Source organism: Hydrotalea sp., from assembly GCF_049968455.1.
GTDB lineage: Bacteria > Bacteroidota > Bacteroidia > Chitinophagales > Chitinophagaceae > Hydrotalea.
The window spans coordinates 163,092-187,972 of the sequence record NZ_JBMFQT010000005.1; the positions used below are offsets into that span (position 1 = coordinate 163,092).

Annotated in this window: 25 protein-coding genes; 15 read left to right on the forward strand and 10 right to left on the reverse strand. The window is 35.1% G+C overall.

Going from position 1 to position 24,881, the window contains the following annotated elements; all coding sequences use genetic code 11:
* The first annotated feature begins 12 nt into the window (after positions 1-12).
* The 8 genes from panB to sucC all read left to right on the forward strand — a co-directional run bounded on the left by panB (position 13) and on the right by sucC (position 8,505).
* Entirely contained in the window at positions 13-828 is an 816-nt protein-coding gene (panB, locus tag ACP5P5_RS05350) for a 3-methyl-2-oxobutanoate hydroxymethyltransferase (RefSeq protein WP_428285075.1), read from the forward strand.
* An 87-nt stretch (positions 829-915) separates the two neighbouring features.
* On the forward strand, positions 916-2,079 hold the full coding sequence (locus ACP5P5_RS05355; RefSeq protein ID WP_428285076.1) for a sensor histidine kinase: 1,164 nt from the start codon (positions 916-918) through the stop codon (positions 2,077-2,079).
* A 51-nt stretch (positions 2,080-2,130) separates the two neighbouring features.
* Positions 2,131-2,823, forward strand: a complete 693-nt coding sequence (locus ACP5P5_RS05360; protein WP_428285077.1) for a LytR/AlgR family response regulator transcription factor — start codon at positions 2,131-2,133, stop codon at positions 2,821-2,823.
* Positions 2,824-3,025: 202 nt separating this feature from the next.
* Positions 3,026-4,549 (forward strand): L-piperidine-6-carboxylate dehydrogenase, encoded by a 1,524-nt coding sequence (gene amaB, locus ACP5P5_RS05365; protein WP_428285078.1) that lies wholly within the window; start codon positions 3,026-3,028, stop codon positions 4,547-4,549.
* A gap of 9 nt (positions 4,550-4,558) precedes the next feature.
* The gene (locus tag ACP5P5_RS05370) at positions 4,559-4,885 is read left to right on the forward strand and encodes a cupin domain-containing protein (RefSeq protein ID WP_111293045.1); all 327 of its coding nucleotides are present in this window, start codon (positions 4,559-4,561) and stop codon (positions 4,883-4,885) included.
* A 124-nt stretch (positions 4,886-5,009) separates the two neighbouring features.
* Complete coding sequence (locus ACP5P5_RS05375; RefSeq protein WP_428285079.1) at positions 5,010-6,686, forward strand: S8 family peptidase; 1,677 nt, start codon at positions 5,010-5,012, stop codon at positions 6,684-6,686.
* An 18-nt stretch (positions 6,687-6,704) separates the two neighbouring features.
* The gene (locus ACP5P5_RS05380) at positions 6,705-7,220 is read left to right on the forward strand and encodes a DinB family protein (RefSeq protein WP_428285080.1); all 516 of its coding nucleotides are present in this window, start codon (positions 6,705-6,707) and stop codon (positions 7,218-7,220) included.
* 73 nt (positions 7,221-7,293) lie between these two features.
* The gene (sucC, locus tag ACP5P5_RS05385; protein ID WP_428285081.1) at positions 7,294-8,505 is read left to right on the forward strand and encodes an ADP-forming succinate--CoA ligase subunit beta; all 1,212 of its coding nucleotides are present in this window, start codon (positions 7,294-7,296) and stop codon (positions 8,503-8,505) included.
* A gap of 58 nt (positions 8,506-8,563) precedes the next feature.
* Here sucC and ACP5P5_RS05390 read toward each other — a convergent pair whose 3' ends face one another.
* From ACP5P5_RS05390 to ACP5P5_RS05405, 4 genes are read right to left on the reverse strand one after another with little or no spacing between them, the layout of a single operon-like run.
* Positions 8,564-9,190, reverse strand: coding sequence for a SprT-like domain-containing protein (locus ACP5P5_RS05390; protein ID WP_428285082.1), 627 nt, complete (start codon positions 9,188-9,190; stop codon positions 8,564-8,566).
* A gap of 9 nt (positions 9,191-9,199) precedes the next feature.
* A complete protein-coding gene (locus ACP5P5_RS05395; protein ID WP_428285083.1) occupies positions 9,200-9,601 on the reverse strand; it encodes a hypothetical protein in 402 nt (133 codons plus the stop codon).
* A gap of 2 nt (positions 9,602-9,603) precedes the next feature.
* Positions 9,604-9,813, reverse strand: a complete 210-nt coding sequence (locus ACP5P5_RS05400; protein ID WP_428285084.1) for an AtpZ/AtpI family protein — start codon at positions 9,811-9,813, stop codon at positions 9,604-9,606.
* Positions 9,810-10,208, reverse strand: coding sequence for a hypothetical protein (locus ACP5P5_RS05405; RefSeq protein WP_111293038.1), 399 nt, complete (start codon positions 10,206-10,208; stop codon positions 9,810-9,812). The genes ACP5P5_RS05400 and ACP5P5_RS05405 overlap by 4 nt, the downstream gene beginning before the upstream one ends.
* 103 nt (positions 10,209-10,311) lie before the next feature.
* Here ACP5P5_RS05405 and ACP5P5_RS05410 point away from each other — a divergent pair, with 103 nt between their 5' ends.
* Both ACP5P5_RS05410 and ACP5P5_RS05415 read left to right on the forward strand, forming a co-directional pair.
* Positions 10,312-13,269 (forward strand): hypothetical protein, encoded by a 2,958-nt coding sequence (locus ACP5P5_RS05410; protein ID WP_428285085.1) that lies wholly within the window; start codon positions 10,312-10,314, stop codon positions 13,267-13,269.
* A 53-nt stretch (positions 13,270-13,322) separates the two neighbouring features.
* Positions 13,323-15,758: a transglycosylase domain-containing protein gene (locus tag ACP5P5_RS05415; RefSeq protein ID WP_428285086.1), complete on the forward strand. Its 2,436-nt coding sequence runs from the start codon at positions 13,323-13,325 to the stop codon at positions 15,756-15,758.
* Between the two features lies 1 nt (position 15,759).
* On the opposite strand, the gene ACP5P5_RS05420 is transcribed toward ACP5P5_RS05415, so the two are convergent.
* The 3 genes from ACP5P5_RS05420 to ACP5P5_RS05430 all read right to left on the reverse strand — a co-directional run bounded on the left by ACP5P5_RS05420 (position 15,760) and on the right by ACP5P5_RS05430 (position 18,835).
* Positions 15,760-16,416 carry a protein-L-isoaspartate(D-aspartate) O-methyltransferase gene (locus ACP5P5_RS05420; RefSeq protein WP_428285087.1) on the reverse strand — a complete coding sequence of 219 codons (657 nt, stop codon included), beginning with the start codon at positions 16,414-16,416 and terminating at the stop codon, positions 15,760-15,762.
* A gap of 139 nt (positions 16,417-16,555) precedes the next feature.
* Complete coding sequence (locus ACP5P5_RS05425; protein WP_428285088.1) at positions 16,556-18,283, reverse strand: phospho-sugar mutase; 1,728 nt, start codon at positions 18,281-18,283, stop codon at positions 16,556-16,558.
* 57 nt (positions 18,284-18,340) lie between these two features.
* The gene (locus tag ACP5P5_RS05430) at positions 18,341-18,835 is read right to left on the reverse strand and encodes a phosphoribosyltransferase family protein (protein ID WP_428285089.1); all 495 of its coding nucleotides are present in this window, start codon (positions 18,833-18,835) and stop codon (positions 18,341-18,343) included.
* A 232-nt stretch (positions 18,836-19,067) separates the two neighbouring features.
* On the opposite strand from ACP5P5_RS05430, the gene ACP5P5_RS05435 reads away from it, so the two are divergent.
* Positions 19,068-20,390, forward strand: coding sequence for a 4Fe-4S dicluster domain-containing protein (locus ACP5P5_RS05435; RefSeq protein WP_428285090.1), 1,323 nt, complete (start codon positions 19,068-19,070; stop codon positions 20,388-20,390).
* Here ACP5P5_RS05435 and ACP5P5_RS05440 read toward each other — a convergent pair.
* The gene (locus ACP5P5_RS05440) at positions 20,387-21,022 is read right to left on the reverse strand and encodes a LysE family translocator (protein ID WP_428285091.1); all 636 of its coding nucleotides are present in this window, start codon (positions 21,020-21,022) and stop codon (positions 20,387-20,389) included. The genes ACP5P5_RS05435 and ACP5P5_RS05440 overlap by 4 nt on opposite strands.
* A gap of 102 nt (positions 21,023-21,124) precedes the next feature.
* Between ACP5P5_RS05440 and ACP5P5_RS05445 the strand changes: the two genes are divergently transcribed.
* The 4 genes from ACP5P5_RS05445 to ACP5P5_RS05460 are packed head-to-tail and all read left to right on the forward strand — an operon-like array spanning position 21,125 to position 23,082.
* On the forward strand, positions 21,125-21,910 hold the full coding sequence (locus ACP5P5_RS05445; protein WP_111293031.1) for a (Fe-S)-binding protein: 786 nt from the start codon (positions 21,125-21,127) through the stop codon (positions 21,908-21,910).
* Positions 21,911-21,943: 33 nt separating this feature from the next.
* Entirely contained in the window at positions 21,944-22,162 is a 219-nt protein-coding gene (locus tag ACP5P5_RS05450) for a hypothetical protein (RefSeq protein ID WP_428285092.1), read from the forward strand.
* 45 nt (positions 22,163-22,207) lie between these two features.
* Positions 22,208-22,729 (forward strand): hypothetical protein, encoded by a 522-nt coding sequence (locus tag ACP5P5_RS05455; RefSeq protein WP_428285093.1) that lies wholly within the window; start codon positions 22,208-22,210, stop codon positions 22,727-22,729.
* Complete coding sequence (locus tag ACP5P5_RS05460) at positions 22,729-23,082, forward strand: arsenate reductase (protein ID WP_111293028.1); 354 nt, start codon at positions 22,729-22,731, stop codon at positions 23,080-23,082. Before ACP5P5_RS05455 ends, ACP5P5_RS05460 begins: the two co-directional genes overlap by 1 nt.
* 45 nt (positions 23,083-23,127) lie before the next feature.
* On the opposite strand, the gene ACP5P5_RS05465 is transcribed toward ACP5P5_RS05460, so the two are convergent.
* Complete coding sequence (locus ACP5P5_RS05465) at positions 23,128-24,201, reverse strand: redoxin domain-containing protein (protein ID WP_428285094.1); 1,074 nt, start codon at positions 24,199-24,201, stop codon at positions 23,128-23,130.
* A gap of 43 nt (positions 24,202-24,244) precedes the next feature.
* Positions 24,245-24,841, reverse strand: a complete 597-nt coding sequence (gene hisIE / locus ACP5P5_RS05470) for a bifunctional phosphoribosyl-AMP cyclohydrolase/phosphoribosyl-ATP diphosphatase HisIE (RefSeq protein WP_428285095.1) — start codon at positions 24,839-24,841, stop codon at positions 24,245-24,247.
* Positions 24,842-24,881: the final 40 nt, after the last annotated feature.

Below are 24,881 nucleotides of genomic sequence, written 5' to 3' on the forward strand. Positions count from 1 at the left end.
AACAAAAAAATCATGTCTGTTCAAAAAGAAATAAAAAAAATTACTACACATACTTTGCAAAAAATGAAGGCAGGAGGCGAAAAAATATCTATGCTAACTGCCTATGATTATTCATTTGCGGGCATTTTTGATGCTGCGGGTATGGATGTAATTTTAGTGGGCGATAGTGCCAGTAATGTAATGGCTGGTCATGAAACAACTTTGCCCATAACGCTCGATCAAATGATTTATCATGCCGCCTCCGTAATTCGTGCAGTAAAAAGATCATTGGTGGTGGTTGATTTACCCTTTGGCACTTATCAATCCAACAGTGAAATTGCGCTTGCATCTGCCATAAGAATTATGAAAGAAACAGGAGCACATGCTATTAAATTAGAGGGCGGTGAAGAGGTATTGGAAAGTATTGAACGAATTGTAAAAGCAGGTATTCCTGTAATGGGACATTTGGGCTTAACACCACAAAGTATTTATCAGTTTGGTACTTATGCAGTGCGTGCTACGCAAAATGAAGAAGCTCAAAAATTACAAAACGATGTACAATTATTACAAAAAGCAGGTTGCTTTGCCGTTGTATTAGAAAAAATTCCGGCACAGTTAGCTAAAAAAGTAACTGAATCCGTAAACATACCAACCATTGGTATTGGTGCAGGCCCCCATTGCGACGGGCAAGTACTAGTTATGCACGATATGCTGGGCATTAATACAGAATTTAAACCCCGCTTTTTAAGGCAATATTTAAACCTATACGAACAAATTACTCAAGCGGTTAAACAATACGTAGCCGATGTTAAATCGAACGATTTTCCCAACGAAAGCGAATCATACTAACATTTACCGACAGTTTAATTATTTCACCCGAAAAAATGTCGTGTATTTTACTCTATTAAGTTAGCTTTAGCCAAAGCAATTTTTTATATGGCTAAAAGCTCCAAAAAGTTAATCATTGTATTAATCCATATTGTTGCCTGGGCTTCATTTTTTCTTTTACCCTATATTTTCTCACCGCAACCCAAAGATATTCCTGAACAGGTTAGTAAATATATCTTAACACTTTACATTGTCATAAATTTGTATTTATTAATATTTTATTATTTCAACACTCTATTGCTTATTCCTAAATTACTGTTTAAAAAAAGGTGGATTATTTATGTGATTATAGTAAGCATTTCTATGTATGGTTTTACAAATGTTCCAAGACAAATATCCCTTTGGCTTAATAATACAACAGAGTCGAAAATAAGAAGCGAATTTAGACCCGATTTTAGGCGTTTTGACACAGCTAATTACTTAAATAAAGATTCTACAAAAAATAGTGAATTACGCCAACAAAAAAAATCCCAAATACAATCCGACAATTTGAATAAACGTAGAAACAGTCGCTATTTTCCGGGACGTGAAGCTATCTTTTTGCTAGTACTTGCTGTAGGTTTAAGCATTTCTTTATTGCAACAATGGCTAAAAGTTGAACAAACAAAAGAAGAAATTGAAAAAGAAATGCTAAGAACAGAATTATCATTTTTAAAAACACAAATTAACCCACACTTTTTCTTTAATACACTTAATAACATTTATTCCCTTGCAATTATCGGTAGCGATAAAACGGCCTCAGCTATATTAAAATTATCGGCCATTATGCGTTACATTTTAACAGAAACAAAATATGACTGGGTGCCCATTCAAAGTGAAATTGACTTTTTGAATGATTATATTGAATTGCAAAAAGTTAGGCTTACAGATAATGTAGTTTTAAATGTTAATATTAACGGCAACATTACCAATCAAAAATTAGCACCATTACTGTTTATTCCTTTTGTTGAAAATGCCTTTAAATATGGGGTAAGCACAGTAGAAAATTCATTTATTCAAATAAACTTAAACATCAATGAAAATGCTATAGTATTTTCTGTTGTTAATTCAATAGCTGCCAACGCAGGTAATACAATCACAGAAACTACAGGAATAGGTATAAAAAATGTGGAAAGAAGATTAGCGCTTTTGTATCCCGATATGCATAAACTTGTGATTGAAAAGGAAAAAAATACTTTTAGGGTTACATTAACACTTTTGAAAATGGTATAACTGTCATGCTTCCATCTAACCAATATTTATTTAACCAATAAATGAAGTATTATGAAATGTATAGCCATAGATGATGAACCTTTAGCCTTAAAAATAATAGCGCAGTATTGCGATAAAATTCCCTTTTTACAGTTAGAAAAAACCTTTACCAACCCCAAAGAAGCCATTGCGTATTTACAAGTAAATAAAATTGATTTATTGTTTTTAGATATTCAAATGCCGGATATTAATGGACTTCAGTTATACAAAAACTTAACAAATAAACCCTTGGTAATTTTTACAACGGCATTTAAAGATTTTGCTGTTGAGGGATTTAATGTAGATGCCATTGATTATTTATTAAAGCCATTTGATTATAATCGTTTTTTAAAAGCTGCCTACAAAGCTAATGAGTACCAAGAGTTTCTAAGTTCACAAGAATTACAGTTGAATTCTATTTATGTGAAAGTGAACTATGAAATGATGAAAATTAATTTAAAAGATATTGAGTTAATTGAAGCATTGGATGACTATATTAAAATTCACATTAAACCCTATCCTGTTTTAACTTTAATGACATTGAAAAATATGCAAGAAAAATTGCCTGAAAAGGAATTTGTGCGTGTACATCGTTCCTATATAATTCCCATTAGTAAGGTTGAAAAATTTAATAAGAACAAAATTTATGTAGCAGGGAAAGAAATACCTATCGGCAGTAGTTATTCCGATGTGTACGATTTGCTATTAAGCAAACAACCCAGTTAAAATTCATCGGTAACTTTTCCGTTTTCACCTATCAAATATTTATTGTTCAACCATTGTTCTCAACTTTACATCAGTTTCAAACTGTTTTATTTTCATGCAGGGTTACATTTAATAAAGGGTATTGCTGATTGATCGCAATCTGGGCAATACCTTTTTTGTTACCTATAATTTAACTTACCTTGCATACCCAAAATAATCAGTTATGGATTTCATCAGATTGCTGCACATTGAACCCACCAATATGGGTACTTCAACCGGAAATGAATGGCTAACCAGTTATGGAAACGAAATACAAAGTTTTACACCCGTAAACGGTTCTTTAATAGCCAGTGTTACTACCACTGACAAAGAGGCTTATGAAGCCGTTGTTCACAAGGCTGCTTCAGGATTTAAAATTTGGCGAAATTGGCCTGCCCCAAAGCGTGGCGAAATTGTTCGCCAATTGGGTGAGGCGCTCAGAGCCAATAAAGAAAACCTGGGTAAATTGGTAAGTTTTGAAATGGGAAAAAGCCTGCAAGAAGGAATGGGTGAAGTGCAGGAAATGATTGATATATGTGATTTTGCCGTTGGATTGTCGCGCCAACTATACGGCCTAACCATGCATAGCGAAAGGCCTAATCATCGTATGTATGAGCAATGGCACCCATTAGGTATCGTGGGCATTATTTCTTCATTTAACTTCCCCGTTGCAGTTTGGAGTTGGAATACAGCCATAGCTTGGGTTTGTGGCAACGTATGTATTTGGAAACCCAGTGAAAAAACCCCTTTGTGCAGTATCGCCGTTCAAAAAATTGTAGCCGATGTTTTTGCTAAAAACCATGTACCTGAAGGGGTAAGTTGTTTGGTTCAAGGCGATAAAACCGTAGGTGAATGGTTAAGCCATGATACCCGAATTCCCTTAATTAGTGCAACCGGTTCAACAAGAATGGGCAAAGCCTTAAATACTGCCGTTGCTGCTCGTTTAGGTAAATGTATTTTAGAATTGGGTGGAAATAACGCTATTATTATTTCACAACACGCCGACTTAGACATGGCCTTATTAGGTTGCTTATTCGGTGCCGTAGGAACAGCAGGGCAAAGATGCACCACCACTCGCCGCTTAATTATTCACGAATCAGTTTATGAAACGTTTAAAAACAAGTTGGTGAAAGCTTACCAACAATTAAAAATTGGTAACCCATTACAACCGGAAAACCATGTAGGACCATTAATTGATAAAACTGCTGTTCAACTATATTTACATGCCATTGAACAATGTCAACAACAAGGTGGCAAGTTTATTGTTCCGGGTGGCGTTATGGAAGGCTCTGGCTTTGAAAGTGGTTGTTATGTAAAACCTTGTATAGCTGAGGTGCAACCGAATATGCCTATTGTGCATCACGAAACATTTGCCCCTATCCTTTACATAATGCCTTACAAAACTTTGGATGAAGCCATTGAAATACAAAATCAAGTACCACAGGGCTTATCCTCAGCCATTATGACTTTAAACCTTCGTGAAGTAGAAAGTTTCTTATCACATGCAGGCAGTGATTGTGGAATAGCCAATGTAAATATTGGAACCAGTGGTGCCGAAATTGGTGGCGCTTTTGGAGGTGAAAAAGAAACCGGCGGTGGACGTGAAAGTGGTAGTGATGCCTGGAAAGCTTATATGCGTCGCCAAACTAATACCATTAATTGGGGTACACAACTTCCTTTAGCACAGGGTATAACATTTGAATTATAATTAACCATTATGCCATTAATAGAATTAAACCATTTACCTGAAAAAGAAATTGTGCCGGGATATAAAGCTCGTTTTATTCACACCGGCACAAACACTTTTTCCTATTTGCAAGTTAAGGCGGGTAGCCATTTAGGCTTACACCATCATCCCCACCAACAAATTGCACATGTATTGGAGGGCACATTTCAATTAACGGTAGATGGCATTGCCTATACCTTACAGCCTGGGCAGGTAATGGTTATTCCACCCAATGTTCCTCATGAGGGATTGGCTATTACAAATTGTAGTTTATTAGATGTTTTTTATCCCGAACGGGAAGACTATAAAGCGCTATAACACAATATTTAGCTTAATAATAAGCTAAAACAGTGTGGGAATTCATACAATTTCCTACTTTAATAAGAACTTTGCAAAAGTTGCAATTTTATGCAACTTTTCATCTGCTGTAAAAAACATATACATGACTAAACTTTATTTTCGACTGCTAACAATTGTTTTGCTGTTTAGCCTTAGTGCAAATGCCCAAAAAAGTGCAGTACCCAAAGGTTGGCATCTATTAGATGCATCAAAAGACAAATATTATGGCATTAGTTTAAATGAAGCCTATCAATATTTAAAAGACCACCACATTCAATCGAAACCTGTAACTGTAGCTGTTTTAGATTCCGGAGTAGACACTACACATGAAGACCTGAAAGGAATTTTATGGCATAATCCTAAAGAAATTCCCGGCAACGGCATTGATGATGACCATAATGGTTATGTGGATGATATATATGGGTGGAATTTTTTAGGAAACAAAGATGGGGAAAATATTAAAAAGGCCGGCGATGAGCGCTCAAGGGTATATTATCAGTTTAAGAATGAATTTGATGGAAAAAAAGTAGATACTACTGTACTTTCTGCCAAACAAAAATATGAATACCGTATTTGGAAAATGGCAGCCGATGAAATGAATAAATCAGGCGACGACCAAATGGAAATTAACTTTTTAAATATTACCCTAAATTCCATCAAAAAAAATGACTCAATCCTTCAACAGGAAATGGGTAAAAATGTATTTAACTGTACACAGCTTGAAAGTTTTGAGCCTTCTTCTACTGAAGGGAAAAAAGCAAAATATGGTTATTTAACTTTAATGCGTATGGTTGGCATCGACCCTGAAGAAAAGAACACAACCGTAATTAATGAATTAAAGGAATACATTGATGGCAAACAAGATGCTTTGAATGAAAAAGAAACTCCGCCAATAAACTACAGAAGCAAAATTATTAAGGACGATTACAATAATATTAACGACAAATACTACGGTAATCCAGATGTGATGGGGCCCGACCCCATGCATGGTACACATGTAACCGGTATAATTGCCGCACAGCGTAATAATGGCATTGGTATGGATGGCGTTGCCGACAATGTAAAAGTAATGATGGTAAGAGTAGTACCAGATGGGGATGAATATGACAAAGATGTTGCATTGGGCATTTTTTATGCTGTGAATAATGGGGCGAAAGTTATTAACATGAGTTTTGGCAAATCATATTCCCCGCAGAAATATTGGGTAGATAGTGCTATGCGTTATGCCGAGCAAAAAGATGTATTGATTATTCATGCTGCAGGTAATGAATCTGCCAATATTGATACGAAAGAAAACTATCCTAATCCTCATTTCTTGTTTCAAAATGGCACAGCTAACAATGTCATTACTGTTGGCGCCAGTAATGATCCATCTATGGGACAAGGTTTAGCGGCCGACTTCAGTAATTATGGTTCAAAAGAGGTAGATGTGTTTGCACCCGGGGTAAAAATTTATTCAACCTTACCTACCAAAGACGAGTATGGAAATTTACAAGGTACTAGTATGGCTGCACCAATTGTTACCGGTGTTGCAGCCTTATTACGTTCCTACTTTCCAAATCTAACAGCATTACAAGTAAAGCAAATTATTTTGCAATCTGTCATGCACCCCGATAGTACTTTAGCCGATTTTAAACCCGGAACCCAACAAGCCATTGCATTTAATGAGTTATCAAAAACAGGCGGTATTATTAATGCTGATAATGCCGTTAAAATGGCTGAAAACATGGAAAAGGAATGGGCGGCTGAAAAAAATCGTTCAAACAAAAAAATTAACTAAACAAAATAATTGAACAATATGAGCAGACCTTTAGTTGGTGATTATCCTGCCTATTATGAAAATTACATTCAATTAACCAGTGGCAGTAATAATATGCATGAATTGGTGCAAAATTTCAGCAATTCATTACAGGAGTTTTATACCAGCCTTCCGGTTGATAAGGAAAATTTTAGTTATGCACCCGGAAAGTGGACACCCAAAGATATTCTTCAACATGTTATTGATACAGAACGAATAATGGTTTATAGAATGTTAACCTTCGCTCGTTCTGATAATAAAAACCTACCGGGCTTTGATGAAGAATGGTATGCCAAAAGAGCCAATGCTAGTAATAGAACTTTAAAAAGCTTACAAGATGAATGGGTAGCATTACGTGCTTCAACCAATCAGTTTTTTATGTCATTAACTGAAGATATGCTATCTCTTTCAGGCACCGCCAATAACTATAAAGTAACTGTAAACGCTATGGGCTTTATGCTATTTGGTCATTTATTGCACCACAAAAAAGTATTGCAGGAAAAATACTTACAGTAAAGCTTTTTTTAATACTACGAACCCCTTATCTACCCATACAAAAACCTTATCTTCGCAATCTAAATAGTTACGTATGAATTTACATGAATTTCAGGCGAAAGAATTGTTGAAAAAATACAATGTTCCCGTACAAGACGGTATTGCTGTTGACAATGTTATGGCAGCAGAAGAAGCTTACAGACAAATTAAAACTCAAACCAATAATAATTTTGCGGTTATTAAAGCCCAAATACATGCCGGTGGCCGCGGTAAAGGTAAAATTGTAGGCACCGAACAAAGAGGTGTTGCCGTTGCAAAAAATGCTGAAGATGCTGCTAATATTGCTAAAAATATTTTGGGTGGTACTTTAGTAACTGTTCAAACCGGACCTGCCGGAAAAAAAGTAAATAAAATTTTTGTAGCGCAAGATGTTTATTACCCAGGCCCCAACCCCGTTAAAGAATTTTATTTATCAATTTTATTAGATAGAGCAAAGGGCCAAAATGTAATTATGTACAGCACCGAAGGCGGTGTTGATATTGAAGAAGTAGCCCACAAAACACCGGAAAAAATATATAAAGAATGGGTACACCCATCCGGTGGTTTATTACCCTTCCAAGCAAGAAAAATTGCTTTTAATTTCGGCTTAACTGGCGAGGCTTTTAAAAACTGTGTAAAATTTGTAACCAATTTATATAATGCGTATTTAGGTCTTGAATGTTCAATGTTGGAAATTAACCCCTTGTTCAAAACCAGTGACGATAAAATTATTGCAGTAGATTGTAAAATGAATTTAGATGACAATGCTTTAATGCGTCATTCCGATTTAGCTGCTTTACGCGATATTACAGAAGAAGATCCTACAGAAGTGGAAGCCGGTCAATACAATCTAAACTTTGTAAAATTAGATGGTAATGTTGGATGTATGGTAAATGGTGCAGGCTTAGCTATGGCTACTATGGATATGATTAAATTAAGTGGTGGTGAACCTGCCAACTTTTTAGACGTTGGTGGTACAGCTAACGCTCAAACTGTTGAAGCCGGTTTTAAAATTATTATGAAAGACCCCAATGTTAAAGCCATTCTTATTAATATTTTTGGTGGAATTGTACGTTGCGACAGGGTTGCTGCCGGAGTTATTGAAGCTTACAATAAACTAGGAAATATTAATATTCCTATTATTGTTCGCTTGCAAGGAACCAATGCTGCAGAAGCTAAAAAATTAATTGATGAAAGTGGATTAAAAGTACAATCAGCTATTGAATTAAGTGAAGCTGCTGATTTAGTAAAAAAAGCGGTAGCATAAGTTTTACGACAACTATATATTAAAAAGAGCTGGTTAGTAAAACGCTAATCAGCTTTTTTTATTGCATATGAATTTTTACCTCACAAATGGGACTAAAAGCATATTTTAAACCTGAATGAATTTCAATACACTCATATCGCTTTCTACGTTTAGGCCCCTTTTTAAACAATCGACCATTTTCTGTTTTAAAAATTACACCTTCAGGAACTTGGGCCAACAATAAAATATCAGTTCGGGTAACTGTATTGTATTTGCGTAATACCATTAATAATTCTGTTTCACCATTTGCCGTTGCAGAAGGATTACGAATACTTTTTTGTAAGGCTTGTAAAATATCAGGAGGGAATATATTCTTTTCAGTAAAATGCAATAACAATTTACTGTAAAACATCTTCCATTCTTTACCATGTGCTTCTACCCTATTACTATATGCTTCAAAGGTTAATAAATGTGCCAATTCGTGTAACAAAGTAATTAGAAATTCAAATTTGTTCAAATTGCCATTTACGGTTATTGCATGATGGCTATTCATTGAAGCATGCCTATAATCACCCAAAACCGATTTTCTTTTTTTGGTAATGGTTAAATGAACTTTATAATGATTTAAATAATCTACAACAGGTTCAAAACAACCATCAGGTAAAAAAGCGGCTAAAGCCTGCATGGGATGTTGCGTTGCAGCCATAATTACTTACTACTTTTTACCATTTATTTTTGTTGCAATTGAAACTTCAAAAGCTGTGTAAATAATATATAACACCAACCCTACTAAAATGGCATAAATACTTCGATTACTGCCTGAAGCTATTAAATACAAAATTGCAGCGCCCCCTAAAACCAATAATTTAATAACCGAAGCCAACATAACATTATTAACCGAACGCATGGCCGATTTTTTTTGAGTGGCTTGTATATGTAAAAAAAGGCTCAATAAACTAACGATGAACAATAAATCGTTTGCAGTAAAAACTACCCAAGCATTAATTTGATGTGTATTCATGAAATGATGCAGGAATAACAATAAAATGTTTACTACAACAAATACAATAAGCAAGGGAACAATACTTTTTAAAAACGATACCGGTTTTTGTTGCATATTTACTCTTTGCTTGTGTCTTTAATAACTTTTACAATTAATGCAATAATAACCAATAAAGGCAATATCCAAACCAACAAGGGTATTTTAACATGCAATCTATTGTCTATCCACCACCCTACATAAACTGCAATAGCCAGCATTATAATAAGTTCACTACCAAATGCAGCATACTCATACAACAAATTTTTATTTTTTTGAGGAGTTTTCATTCCTTAATAATGTCAGTTTTGGGTATAGTTAGTGAAGTAGTATCTTTTTGAACCGGCATACTACCGGAAAGTACCTTTTTTAAACTTTCCAGGTATTGATCTTTGTATTGAATAGAACGTTCTAAGGAATCCGTTTTCATTTGAAGTAACTGCAACTCAGTTCTACTTTCTTTTGAACCATATCCGGGAATATAATATTTTAGCGGCGTAAATACAATTAATGCTACCGTTAATGTAACTAATAATACAAAAGCGGTACTAAAGGCAACATAAACACTTAAACGAGATAATTTAAAAGTTACCAGTTCCTCATAAGTATCGTCGTTAATAATAACCAACCGGTATTGGTTGCGAAGCCGTTTAAAAGTGTTGGTTTCAAAAATTTGTTTTGCCATGCTGTAAAATAAGGTTAAAGGTACATAACCACCCCTGTTTTGCCGAAATTGTTAAAAAATAACTGTACTTTTAAACAGTTTTGACTTGTGTTGTAATTTGCCTATGATGCAAAAGTATTTTTTTCTGTGTTTGTTTCTTATACCTGCTTTGTTTTTTCAACCCAAAGTATGGGGGCAGCCCAATACAACTATAAATTTAGACAAGGAAAAACCTGCTCAATACCAGGACAGGCTTTTACCTGCCGAAAAAACAAGTGACAAAAAATTGGGTTTTCTATCGCGCACTTATCAAGATATGGTAAGCCACTACAACTATTTTTTTAATGCCAACAATAAATTAAACTTTATTATTGAACAGGCGCAGAAAATGCATACCGATGATTACAGCAAACTATTGCCATTTTATGATTATAGTTTGTCGGTAACTGCTTTAGATAAACGCGATTTAGACTCCATTATTTATAAGTGCTATGCCGGAATTTTATTGCACGATTTAAGAAGCGACTGGGTAGATAATTTTTATTTATTATTGGGAAAAGCCTATTTATTGCGCAAAACCTTCGATTCTGCTGCCATTGTATTTCAATACATTAATTACATATATGCCCCTAAAGATGATGGCTATGATATTCCTATTGGTAGTAATGTCAGTAATAACCAGGGCATTTTCACGGTATCTACTAACGAAAATAGAAGCCTGTTAAAAAAATTAACTACCAAACCTACTACCCGAAATGATAGCTTTATTTGGCAAATCCGTAATTATATTGAAAGTAATCAGTTAGACAAAGCATCGGGCTTAATTGCTTTGTTAAGAGCTGACCCATTGTTTCCAAAACGATTACAAAAAGATTTATGGCTGCAACAAGCCTATCTTTTTTATAAACAAAACCAATACGATAGCGCCGCTACTTATTTAAGCAAATCAATTTCGGAAGCAGACAATAAACAGCAACAAGCAAGATGGGAATTCTTAACCGGACAATTATATCAATTAGCGCATCAAAACAAACCGGCCATCAAAGCCTTTGAAACTGCCATTACACATACAATTGATCCATATTTAGAAGTATATGCACGTTTAAATATTGTGGCCCTATCCGATACGGGTAATAGTACAAAAGCCCTTCAAAATAACCTAAGACAAATGTACCAATTGGCACATAGAGATAAGTATGCCGATTACCGAGATATTATTTATTATGCTGCTGCAGCTTTAGAAATTAAACAACAACATTATGAAGCCGGCATTCAAAATTTGCAAAAGAGTATTGCTTATAGTGTCAATAACCCTGAGCAAAAACAAAAAAGCATGCTGTTATTAGCATCAACATCCTATAGTATTCGACAATACCCACTTGCCTCATTGTATTATGATAGTATTCAAACGAATCAATTAGATTCTACCTTAAAAAATGAAGTAATTGCCAGAAAAAAAGCACTGAAAATTATTACCGGCAACTTAACCTCCTTGCATTTACAAGATAGTTTACTACAATTAGCTAAGTTAAATGAAGCAGATAGATTGGCCGCAGTAAAAAAATTATATCGCAGACTTAGAAAAGAACAAGGACTGGCAGAAGAAAAAGAAGACATTGATTTTGGCAGTACCAATGCTGCCGGTAATGTAGCTGCTAGTGGTTTATTTGGAAGTTCCACAACTTCAAATAACGCAAATGACTTTTACTTTGCTAATGCTACACTTAAATCGCAAGGCTATAAGGAATTCAAACAAAAATGGGGCAATAGGCCCAATGTAGATAATTGGCAGCGACAATCGGCAATTAATAACAGTTTACAATTAAACAATAATAATGTAACGGCTGCTACTACTACCACTGAAACGGCAAAAACAAATAACGCCAATGCCTTAACGTTGAAAGGTATGTTGGATAACATACCGCTTACCGAAAAACAAATTGGCGATGCACACAATACCATTATTAATGATTTGTATTCTAATGCGCAAACTTTTCAAAATAATTTGGAAAAATATGCAGATGCAGTTGATTCTTATGAAACACTAATGAAATTATATCCGGAAAACCAATATGAAGAACCGGTTTTATTTAATTTGATCTACTGTTATCAACAATTAGGTTTACTACAAAAATCCGATTCCGTTAGGAAGAAACTTATGTTGGCATTTCCCAATGGCACTTATGCGCAAAAAATTAAAAATATAGGAAAGCCTACCCTGCAAGATAAAGCCACCGAACAATATGAACATATTTACAATTTATTTATAGAAGGAAACTTTAAACAAGCTTTAGCCGAAAAAGCAGAAGCGGACAAAACATATGGCAAAACTTATTGGACCCCACAACTCATGTACATTCAGGCCGTGTATGATGTGAAACAAAAAAATGATAGTTCCGCTATTCAAACCTTGCAAGCAATGATACACCAGTTTCCACAATCGAAAATGGTTGATATGGCCAATACCATGATCGATGTGTTGAAACGTAGAAAAGAAATTGAAAACTATTTAACCAACTTGGTAATTGAAAAAAACGAAGACAATGTAGTGGCTAATATTGACCTGCATCCCGCTACATTGGTAAATGCACCGGAAAGAAGAAGAGTAGATAGTGTGGCAGCCCCGGTAATTAAACAATTAGATTCAACAGCAACTGTGCAAATACCGGTAAGTGCACCCGTTATTCAAAGTGTAAACAACTATGCATTTAACCCATCCGATTCACAATACATCGCAGTAGTGCTCAATAAAGTTGATCCTGTTTTTGCCAGTGAAGCACGCAATGCCTTTTATCGCTTTAACTTAGAAAAATTCTACAATCTGCGACTAAAAGTGAATCAACAAAAATTAAACGATTCCACATCACTGGTATTAATTGGACCATTTGCCAATGCCGGTGATGCCGTGGATTATTTAGATAAAACCAAACCCATGGCCACCGCCCGAATCATACCCTGGCTAAAACTCGAAAAATATATTTTTAGTATGATAAGCCCTTCTAATTTGCAGCTTTTATACAATAAAAACAATATTGACGAGTATATTCAGTTTTTGAAACGTAATTTGCCCGAAAAATTTTAACTAGGTATCAAAATAACCGAAGTGTTTAGATACTTAGATTTACAAACTTAACCATGTCAACATTTATGTCGCGTTCAGTTAAAATATTTTGGAAAGCTTTTTTTATAGCAGTGGCAGCCTTTATATTATTTCTACTGCTTTGTAACTGGGGTGTATTTGGAAAAATGCCTTCCATATCCGATATCCAAAACCCTTCTGCCTCTCTCTCCAGTCAGGTATATGCACAAGATGGCACCTTAATGGGTAAATATTATTTGGAAGACCGTGTGAATGTTGATTTTAAAGACATCAGCCCCAATATAGTACATGCACTAGTTGCTACGGAAGACCAACGTTTTTATGACCATAGCGGTATTGATTTTATTTCATTACTCAGAGCCATTAAAGGGTTTGGACGAGATGGTGGTGCCAGTACCATAACCATGCAAACTGCTAAAAATCTGTTTACAGAAAACTGGTCTACCCGCAACTTTTTATTACGTGCCATTCAAAAAGTAAAAGAGTCAATTATTGCAGTTAAGTTAGAAAGAAACTTCACTAAAAATGAAATTATTAACCTGTATTTGAATACAGTTGCCTTTGGTGATAATGTTTTTGGAATAAGAAATGCAGCCAAAACATTTTTTCAAAAAGAACCCGATCGTGTAAATGTAAATGAAGCAGCTGTTTTAGTAGGAATGATAAATGCCCCTACGTTATATAACCCCCGCCGTAACCCCAAACAAGCTTTAGAACGCCGAAATTTGGTACTTAACCGAATGGTTACTAATGGCTACCTAACACCGCAAGATGGTGCGAAAATTAAGTTAGAACCTATTGAACTGAATTATAAGAAGTTAGATGAAACGACAGGTTTAGCACCTTATTTTAGAATGGTTTTAGGAGAATACATGAAGCAATGGTGCAAAACACACAAAAAAAGCAATGGTGAAGAATACAATTTATACACTGATGGATTAAGAATTTATACCACCATTAATCCGCGTATGCAAATTTATGCGGAGGAAGCGGTAGCCAAACACATGAGCTACATGCAACAAATATTAAACCAGCAAACAAATATTAAAAAAGGTACCGTTTGGGATGGGCATCAAAATATATTAGATGCTGCTATGAAACAAAGTGATCGCTGGCGAAATTTGAAGAAAGACGGTGTAAATGATGATGATATAAAAAAAACTTTTTTTGTTCCTACCTCCATGCGCATTTTTGCCTGGAATAACAATAGGGAGAAAGATACCATTATGACTCCCATGGATTCAATTAAGTATTGCCGCCAAATGATGCAAGCAGGTTTTATGGCATTAGATCCCTTAAGTGGAGAAGTAAGAGCTTGGGTGGGCGGTATAGATTTTAAAACTTTTAAATTCGACCATGTAAACTATAATACAAAACGACAGGTAGGTTCAACTATAAAACCTTTATTGTATAGTTTAGCCATTGAAGATGCAGGTTTTACGCCCAATACCATTGTACAAGATGTACAACAAAGTTTTGGTGCTTATGGCATGGTTCCGGCAACTTCTACTTCCTGTACCGGTGCTTCCATTCCAATGGCGCAGGCTTTGGCATTTTCACGCAACTGCGCTACTGCTTATATAATGAAACAATTAGACCCCAAAGGCAATAATGCAGCCATTCGTTTTGTTGATTTTCTAAAAAATAAATGTGGCTTGCAAACCAATATAGAACCACACCCATCCATTGCCATTGGCGCCTGCGAAATATCGCTTTACGAAATGATGCAGGCTTATAGTATGTTCCCAGGACGTGGATTTAATGTTAGACCTTTATACATAACACGAATTGAAGATAGAAACGGAAATGTATTGGAAAATTTTGCTCCGCTTCGTAAAGAAGTAATGAGCGATATTACTGCTTATTCAGTGATTAAAATGATGGAAGGGGTGGTTGAATTTGGTACGGCACGTGGATTAAAAATGCAGTTTGATGTGCGTGGAAATATTGCCGGTAAAACAGGTACTACCAATGACAATAGTGATGCTTGGTTTATGGGTTACACCCCGCAACTACTGGCTGGTGTTTGGGTAGGTTGCGATGACAGATTTATTCATATTAATAGCAATAGCTATAATGGCCAAGGAGCCAGGGCCGCTATGCCTATTTGGGGATACTTCTATGAAAAAGTTTTGCAAAATGCCAGTACATTGGGTATTGATGCCAATGTTGATTTTTCTAAACCTGAGGGAATGACCAACGATTTAGAAATTGATTATAGTAATCCCAATCCAAATGTACCAATGGGTGTAGAAGGCGATCAGCAACTAATGGGCAATGGTACTTCACAAGACTATGTGCCTGCTGATATTAAACCAGAGGATTTAGCACCCGAATCTCAAATTGATACTAATAAGCTACCAGCTTTTTCACCAAAGAAAAATAACAATACACCCAAAAACGCTACAACAACACCACCCACACCTAAAGCCATTTTACCCAAAAAAGTAGGAGGTAATATTCATCAATAAATTATAGGTTTTTCCCTGTTAGCATGGGTACAAAGGAAAACAAATCGAATGATTCTTCTTTGCAAGCATCAGGCGAAACTTTAGTAATGCGCAACATTCGCTGTGAATTACCTTCATTGATTGGAATAACCATTAATCCACCAATCTTCAACTGCTCAACTAATTTTGGGGGAATAAAAGGTGCAGCGGCGGTAATTAAAATTTTGTCGAAGGGAGCAAATGTGGGTAACCCCTCATATCCATCTCCAAAAAAGCATTTAATATTTGGATACTTATTTTTAAATGCAAAAGTTTTATTGGCATCAAAAATTTTTTTCTGGCGCTCAATAGTATAAACCCAAGCACCTAACTCAGCCAATACGCAAGCCTGATACATACTACCTGTGCCTATCTCCAATACTTTGTCAGATTTTGCAATTTGCAAAAGTTGAGTTTGATAAGCTACGGTATAAGGTTGCGAAATAGTTTGACCTTCGCCTATGGGAAATGCCCGGTCTTCATAAGCTATTTTATCAAAAGCAGAGTCTAAAAAAAAATGACGGGGTATTTGTTGTATGGCGTTTAATACAGCTTCATTCGTAATACCTTTCTGTTTCAGTTGTTGCACTAACTGATTACGTAATCCTTTGTGTCGGTAAGTATCTTCAAAATTTCTCATAAACCATACAAAACTATAGTTAGCCACAAATATTTACCATTAAAATTACTACTTGGGGAAATAAAAATGCTGTGCAATTTTTTTACACAGCATTTCAAAAATTTAGCACAAGTGCTATTAGTAAGCCTATTTCAATAATTTAAGCTAATTGCATTGATTGTATAATACCATTAATGCGCTGTTTTAATTCATCCAACTTCGCATCAAATTCGCTTTTATTGCTTAAATGGGTATGTACACTAAAATAGAATTTAATTTTAGGTTCTGTACCAGAGGGGCGAGCAGAAATTTTACTACCATCTTCCGTAATAAATTGTAAAACATTACTCTTTGGTAAGTTTATTTTCCATTTCTCACCGGTTAGTAAATTGGTGCCTGTTTGTAATTCGTAATCAAGTAGAGTAACTACTTTGCTGTTATTGATTAATTGAGGTGGATTTGAACGATAGGATTCCATCATAGCGGCAATTTCTTTCTGCCCGTTCATGCCTTTTTTGGTAATACTAATTAAATGTTCATAGTAAAAACCATATTGCATATACAACTCAATAAGTTTATCAAACAAGGTTTTACCCTGTTGTTTTTCATAAGCTGCCATTTCGCACAATAATGCCACAGCACTAACCGAATCTTTATCGCGAATTTGGCTGCCAATCATCAAACCAAAACTTTCTTCACCGCCAATAATATAATTTTCTTTACCCTCTTTCTCTTTAATTAATTCTGCAATCCACTTAAAGCCGGTTAATACATTATAGCAGGCAACATGGTTTTGTCTGGCTACTTCATTAATCATTTCAGTTGTAACAATAGTGGTAATCACCATATCATTGGGCTGTGCAATACCTTTTTTCCGACGTGCTTCAATTAAATAAGCAAACGCCAAAACAGCCGTTTGATTACCATTCATTAAAACCCATTCACCTTTATGATTTTTAACTCCTATTCCAACTCTATCAGCATCCGGATCGGTACCAAGTAAAATATCGGCGTCTAAGGCTTTTGCTTTTTCTAAACCAATGCGCATCGTTTCACTTTCCTCAGGATTTGGATAAGCTACCGTAGGAAAATTGCCATCGGGTGTTGCCTGCTCTTCTACAATGTGCACATTGGTAAAACCAAATTCAGCTAAGGCTGCAGGTACTAATTTAATACCACTGCCATGTATTGGTGTGTAGACAATTTTTAAATCTTTTTGTTGTTCAATTACCTCAGGGTTAACACTTAAACTTTTTACCATGTTTAAATATTGCTTATCTATTTCTGCACCTATTAATGTAATGTTAGCATCGCCTCCACTCCATTTAACATCATCAATAGTTTGAATAGCTTCAACTTCCTTTATTACATTTTTATCGTGCGGTGGTACTAATTGCCCTCCGTCATTCCAATAGGCTTTATAACCATTATATTCTTTGGGGTTATGTGATGCAGTACAAACAACACCTCCGTTGCATTGCAACATTCTTATAGCAAAACTTAATTCCGGTGTAGGGCGCAAATCTTCAAACAAAAACACTTGTATGCCATTCGCTGCAAAAACCTGTGCAGTGGTTTCTGCAAAAAAGCGGCTATTGTTTCGGCTATCGTGAGCTATAGCAACTTTAATAGTTTGATTAGGATAGGTTTTCTTTAAATAATTGGCAAACCCCTGAGTAGCCATGCCAACAGTATATTTGTTCATACGATTGGTACCTACGCCCATTATACCTCTTAAGCCCCCTGTTCCAAATTCTAAATTTTTATAAAATGCTTCCATTAACTCGTTAGGATTATGATCAATTAAATCCTGAACGGCTTGCTTGGTAGCTGCATCATAATTTCCGTTTACCCAACTGCGGGCTTTTTCTAATATTGCGTTATCCATATGATTTAATTAAAAATACTTTCATGAAATTCGTAAAATACTAAGGTAACAAATGTATTACAATAAATAGGCGCCAACAATTTGTTCCTTATTCATTTCAACTGAAATATGTTCTTGCAGTGTAGTAGCCACTGATAAGCCTACATAATCGGGCTTAACAGGAAATAACTTGTGCATCCTATCAATTAATACCATGGTCTGAATACTTTTAGGATATTGCTGCAATAAAGGTTTTAGCGCATACATTAACGTACGGCCGGTATTGGCAACATCATCAACCACTACTAAATGTTTATCGTTTAATGTAACAGGATTATCTATTTGCACATCATCAGGGTGTTGCTTATTTAATGATATACCTGACACAACAATAGATTGCTTAAAATAAGGTTGCATCAAGGCAGCTACTTTTTGCGCAATTTCATACCCATTCTTTTTAATGCCGAGCAAAATAATTTCGTTTTCGGCATTGGCTAAATTTTCAACCACTTCTAAAGCCAAACGCTCTAACTTATATTGTATAATTTTTTGTGATAATATTTCTTTTTGCATTGTACTCATTTTTTTCCAACAAGCTTTAAAAGCCTTTGTGCCTTTATGCAAAGCAATTTAACGGTAAAAATTGAAATGAATGAACTGCTTTGGCATTTTGTAAGTATTTTTTGTTTACCGGCATTTATGCCACCCATTTGTTTAATATTTAATAATTACTACTTGCAAACCTGTTGATTTGTTGCATTTTATATACTCATAACTATTAACTTAGCACTATAACAACTTGGTTATGCACATTATTCCTCAAATTATTTTTATAGTATTACTGGCAGTAGGCATTTATTTATTTGCAAAAAAAGTTGGTTTCATTAAATCAAATATTTTAATGGGCCGCGATGAAATAATAAACGATAATAAACCATTAAGATGGCGCAATGTGCTTTTATTGGCTTTTGGGCAAAAAAAAATGTTTAAAAACCCCTTAGTAGCCGTATTACATTTTGTAATATATGCCGGTTTTATCATTATCAATATTGAAGTTCTGGAAATAATTTTAGACGGAATTTTTGGTACACACCGATTATTTGCACAGCCATTAGGAATAGTGTACAATTTTTTAATTAATGTATTTGAATGTTTCGCTGTTGGAGTAATTATTGTTTGTGCTATTTTCTTAATTCGAAGAAATGCATTACACATTAAACGCTTTTTAAGCAACGATTTAAACGGTTGGCCCAGAAGTGATGCCAATTATATTTTAATATCTGAAATTATTTTAATGTCCTTATTCTTAACCATGAATGCCACTGACACTATTTTACAAGGCAGAAATTATGGTCATTACGCTCAGCACATTACCGGTAATTTTTTATTTTCCGAACATTTACAATTCATATTTAATCATCTTTCATCACCGCAAATAGAAGTAGTTGAGCGGATGGCCTGGTGGTTACACATTGCAGGTATTTTGGCATTTTTGAATTACTTACCTTACTCCAAGCACTTACATATTTTATTGGCATTTCCCAATGCGTACTACGCCAATTTAGAACCCAAAGGCAAAATGCACAATATGCCTGAAATTCAAAAAGAGGTGTTATACGCCATGCAGCCGGAATTAATTCCGGCAGATGCTGCAAATGAAACCACACACAAATTTGGGGCAAAAGATGTGGCAGATTTAAGCTGGAAAAATTTATTAGATGCCTATTCATGTACGGAATGTGGCCGTTGCACGGCGGCATGTCCGGCTAATTTAACCGGCAAAAAATTAAGTCCGCGTTTAATTATGATGAAAACCCGCGACCGTATGGAAGAATTAGGTAAAAGAAGAGAAAAACAGGTTGAAAATTGGCAAAGTGATGAAAAATCGCTGCTTCACAATTATATAACTACTGAAGAACTAAGAGCCTGCACAACTTGTAATGCTTGTGTAGAAGAATGTCCGGTAAGTATTTCACCGCTTGACATTATTTTACAGCTTCGCCGCTATTTAATTATGGAAGAAAGCAATGCACCACAAGAATGGAACAGCACTTTTAGTAACATTGAAAACAATTTTGCACCCTGGAAATTTTCACCTGAAGAAAGAGATCAATGGGTAAATAGTTAAAACATTTTACTGTACAGCATACGGTATAATTGTGCAAATGCAGCAATTAAAAAAATAATTCCCATAATTATATTTAACACTTTTGTTTCGGCTTTCAGTTTCTTAATTAACCAATTGCCGCCGTACATATAAAAAGCTAAACCACTTATTGTGCCCAATCCGCAACCAATGGTAAATAAATTTAAGCTGGCTGTTTGGTTAGATAAAACATTTGCATTCATCAAGTAACTACTCCATATAAACCAAAAAGGAATTTGTGCAGGATTCAAAGCACTCATACTTACTCCTAAAACAAATCGGTGTAAATTATTTTTCAATAAAATATTTTTTTCATTCGATTTTTTCTTCGCAATCATCACAAAGCTAATCACAGCAAAAACCAGAAAAAAAAGAACCGTAAGCCAACCAATAATGGTAAATAATAAATGATGTGCCAGCATCCATTGCACACCAACTAAAACTAAACGCAAATAAATAATTTCAATTAAAGCAACGCCTAAAGCATAACGCCAGGCATTATTAAAACCTTCTAAAACAGCTATATGTGTTGCGGTAATGCTCATGGTACCCAACGGCAGTTGCCCCAAAAAACTAACCAGCCATCCAACTAAAAGTACAATCAGTAAATCCATTCAACAAGAAAATAAAATTTTATGAATAAGTGAAAATAACATCTTTATTCAAAATATTCACCTAAAATAAATTTACCCTACATTCGTACAAAGGTTATTGTTATGAATGTACCAGTAATGGCCGAAATGGCAGCCAACGGCAATACACCCGAAGTTTTATTTTGGGTAGGTTGCTCAGGAAGTTTTGATGTAAGAGCCCAAAAAATTACCCGAGCATTTGCAAGCATTTTAAATAAACTAAATATATCTTATGCCATATTGGGCAAAGAAGAAGCTTGTACCGGCGACCCGGCAAGACGTGCAGGAAATGAGTTTTTATTTCAAATGATGGCGTACAATAACATTCAAATATTAAATGGATATGGCATCAAAAAAATTGTTACTACATGTCCACACTGTTTTAATATTTTAAAAAATGAATACCCGGAATTAGGCGGCAATTATGAAGTAATACACCACACTGTTTTTTTACAGCAATTAATAAAAGAAGGAAAAATTGTTATAAAAGAGAACAGCCCCTACTCCGGCAAAAAAATAACTTACCACGATAGTTGTTACTTAGGCCGCGCCAATGGCATTTATGAGGCACCCAGAGAGGTTTTAGAAGCTTTATCGGCCGAATTGGTTGAAATGAAACGTTGTAAAAGTAAAGGACTTTGCTGCGGTGCCGGCGGTGCACAAATGTTTAAAGAAGATGAACCCGGCAATAAGCGCATTAATATTGAAAGAACAGAAGAGGCTTTAGCCACTAATGCTAATATTATTGCAGCAGCTTGTCCATTTTGTAACACCATGATGACTGATGGTGTGAAAAACAAAGAAAAGGAAGCTGAAGTACATGTGCTTGATATTGCTGAATTAATTGAACAATCAATGGTGGGTGAATAAATAAAATAATACCAATAGCTTGAACAATATATTATGAAAATACATTTTTCATTGAAACATTTTATTATTGGTTCGTTCTTGCTATTTCCCGTGTTGTTAATACTAGATGGCATTTATGATTATGCCATGAACGAGTGGAATACGACCACCCTGTTTTCAACCGAAAACTTAATTTTTAAAGCCATTGCTGCTGTAATTGGAGGGTATTTTTATGCTCGCATCATTCAATTTTACAAACAAAACAAATCCTAAAAAATTGACCATGACATAATGCAATTATTGTAATAATTTTGCACTATGAATATTTCATTAGAACAAATACTTCCGGCTGACTTTTCCAATCGTTCACGGGTTTGGATTTATCAAAGTAGCCGTTTACTTTCCATGCAAGAAGCACTTACGTTAGAACAACTTTTTGCCGCTTTTGTGCAAAATTGGAAAAGCCATGGTACCCCTGTAAAAGGTTATGCCAACTTAATATTTGGGCAATTCATTGTTATTATGGCCGATGAATCTCAGGCTGAAGTGAGTGGATGCAGCACCGATTACAGTGTACACTTTATTAAACAAATAGAAAAGCAATTCAACATTCAATTGTTCGACCGACAAATGTTGGCTTTCTTCATAAAAGAAAAAGTAGAATTATTGCCTCTTTCTCAAATTGAATATGCCATTGAGAAGGGCTTTATTAGCGAAGAAACCATCTACTTCAATAACTTGGTTTATACTAAACAAGAGTTATTGGAAAATTGGATGATTCCTGCAGGGAAAAGTTGGTTAGGTAAACGATATTTTAAAACTGAAACTTCTCATTCATAATGTATCAGGTTTACGGTATCCCGAATTGCAATACAGTTAAAAAGGCTTTAGACTGGCTTTCACAACATAATATTCCTTTTACTTTTCACAATTTTAAAAAAGAAGGAATTGAAGCAACTACTTTAAAAAACTGGTGCCAACAAGCAGGTGGTTGGCAAAATCTATTAAATAAACAAGGAACTACCTGGCGTAAGTTAGATGCCAACACACAACAAAGCATTACCACCGAAACAAAAGCCATTCAATTAATGCAAGAAATGGTGAGTATTATTAAGCGTCCTGTAATTGTTAAAGGCACCACCGTTGTGGCAATTGGTTTTAATGAAGCACTTTATAACACCGTTTTCAAATAGTTCATTTTTTTAAACAAACTATTAAGAGGCACATTGCCAAGCCAATTATTGTAATACCTCTGCTAATTTCTCTTTTAGTTGTTCACTACGAAGGCCACGGGCAATAATAACACCATTGGGGTCAATTAACATATTATCGGGAATAGATTCAATATGATACAAACGTGCTACTGCATTATTCCAAAATTGCAAGTCGCTTACATGTGTCCACGTTAAACCATCATCGTGAATAGCTTTCAGCCAATTATCTTTTTGTTGATCGAGTGAAACACCGATGATAGCAAAATTTTTATTTTTAAATTGGTTATATACAGCCACTACATTGGGGTTTTCCATTCTGCAAGGACGGCACCAACTGGCCCAAAAATCAACCAAAACATATTTTCCTTTATAAGAAGATAAACTAACCGGACGGTTAGCAGTATCATTTTGTGTAAAATCAATTGCCTTTGTACCTACTGCACCAACTTTTGCAGCCGCTATGGTTTGTTGAATCAATTTCCCATAAAACCCTTCTTTAGCCGGCTCACCTAAACGATTGTATTTGGCTTCTAATTCATCTACACCTGAAAACAACGGATTAACTGCATACACTACAAATGCACTAACTTGTGATGTGGGCTTTTGCTTAATAAATGCATCTACCTGACTAATAACCATGTTTTTGTAAACACCGAAAGAAGTAATTAATGAATCGCGCTTCATGCCGGGTTTTTCAGCGTTAATTGCAGATACCAACTTGCCTAGTTTTTCTTTTAAAGGATTAAAGCCTTTTAAATAATCTACATAATCATTCTGTAAAGGCGATCCGGAAAAAACCAAATCTTGTAAATGGTTCACATCACCATTAACAAATACTTCATCGTTTTGCATGAAAACTTCCGGGGTTTCCTGATAACCAATGAAATTCAATTGATAGATATCGGCATTTTCCAAATGTCCTTTCAAGGTAAATTTACCATTCTTAGCATAGTCTTCAGCTACAGACTTTCCGGTAGCGCCGCTTACTAAAAATACCAGTGTGCTATCCTTTATTCCTTTCACATCGCCCTTTATCACAAACCCTTTTTGGGCAAAAACACTAAAGGGTAACAACAACAATACAAATAAATTTTTCATACTATACAATTTACCTTTGGTAAGTTTTATTTGAATTTTCAATTTATTTTGAGTGCCTGCTTTTTAAAACATTTACCACATCATTCAAAGTATAATTTTTTGTAACTAATAATACCATAAAATGAAACAGCAAATCGGCAGACTCATTCAAAAATAAGGTTTCATTATCATCTTTAGCTTCAATTACTACTTCTACAGCTTCTTCACCCACTTTTTGTGCCACTTTGTTAATACCTTTTTGCATTAAACTTGCAACGTATGATTCATCGGGCGAGGCCTTGCTGCGTAAACGAATCACTTCTTCTAAATACAATAAAAAATTATCGGCATGATTTTTTTCACTCCAACAAGTATCGGCCCCTGTATGGCAAACCGGGCCATGCGGTATTGCTTTTATGAGTAAAGTGTCATTATCACAATCAACACTAATACTTTTCAGTTCTAAAAAATGGCCACTTTCTTCACCTTTAGTCCACAACCTTTGTTTAGAACGACTATAAAAAGTAACTTTTCCTGTTTGCTCGGTTTGTTTATAGGCTTCCTCATTCATAAATCCCAACATCAGCACTTTTGATGTGTTGTAATCTTGTATAATGGCGGGCACCAATCCATCGGCATATTTATTAAACGCTACATTCATTGTTCTAAGACTTTAATTATTCTAAATTTTTAGCAAAAAT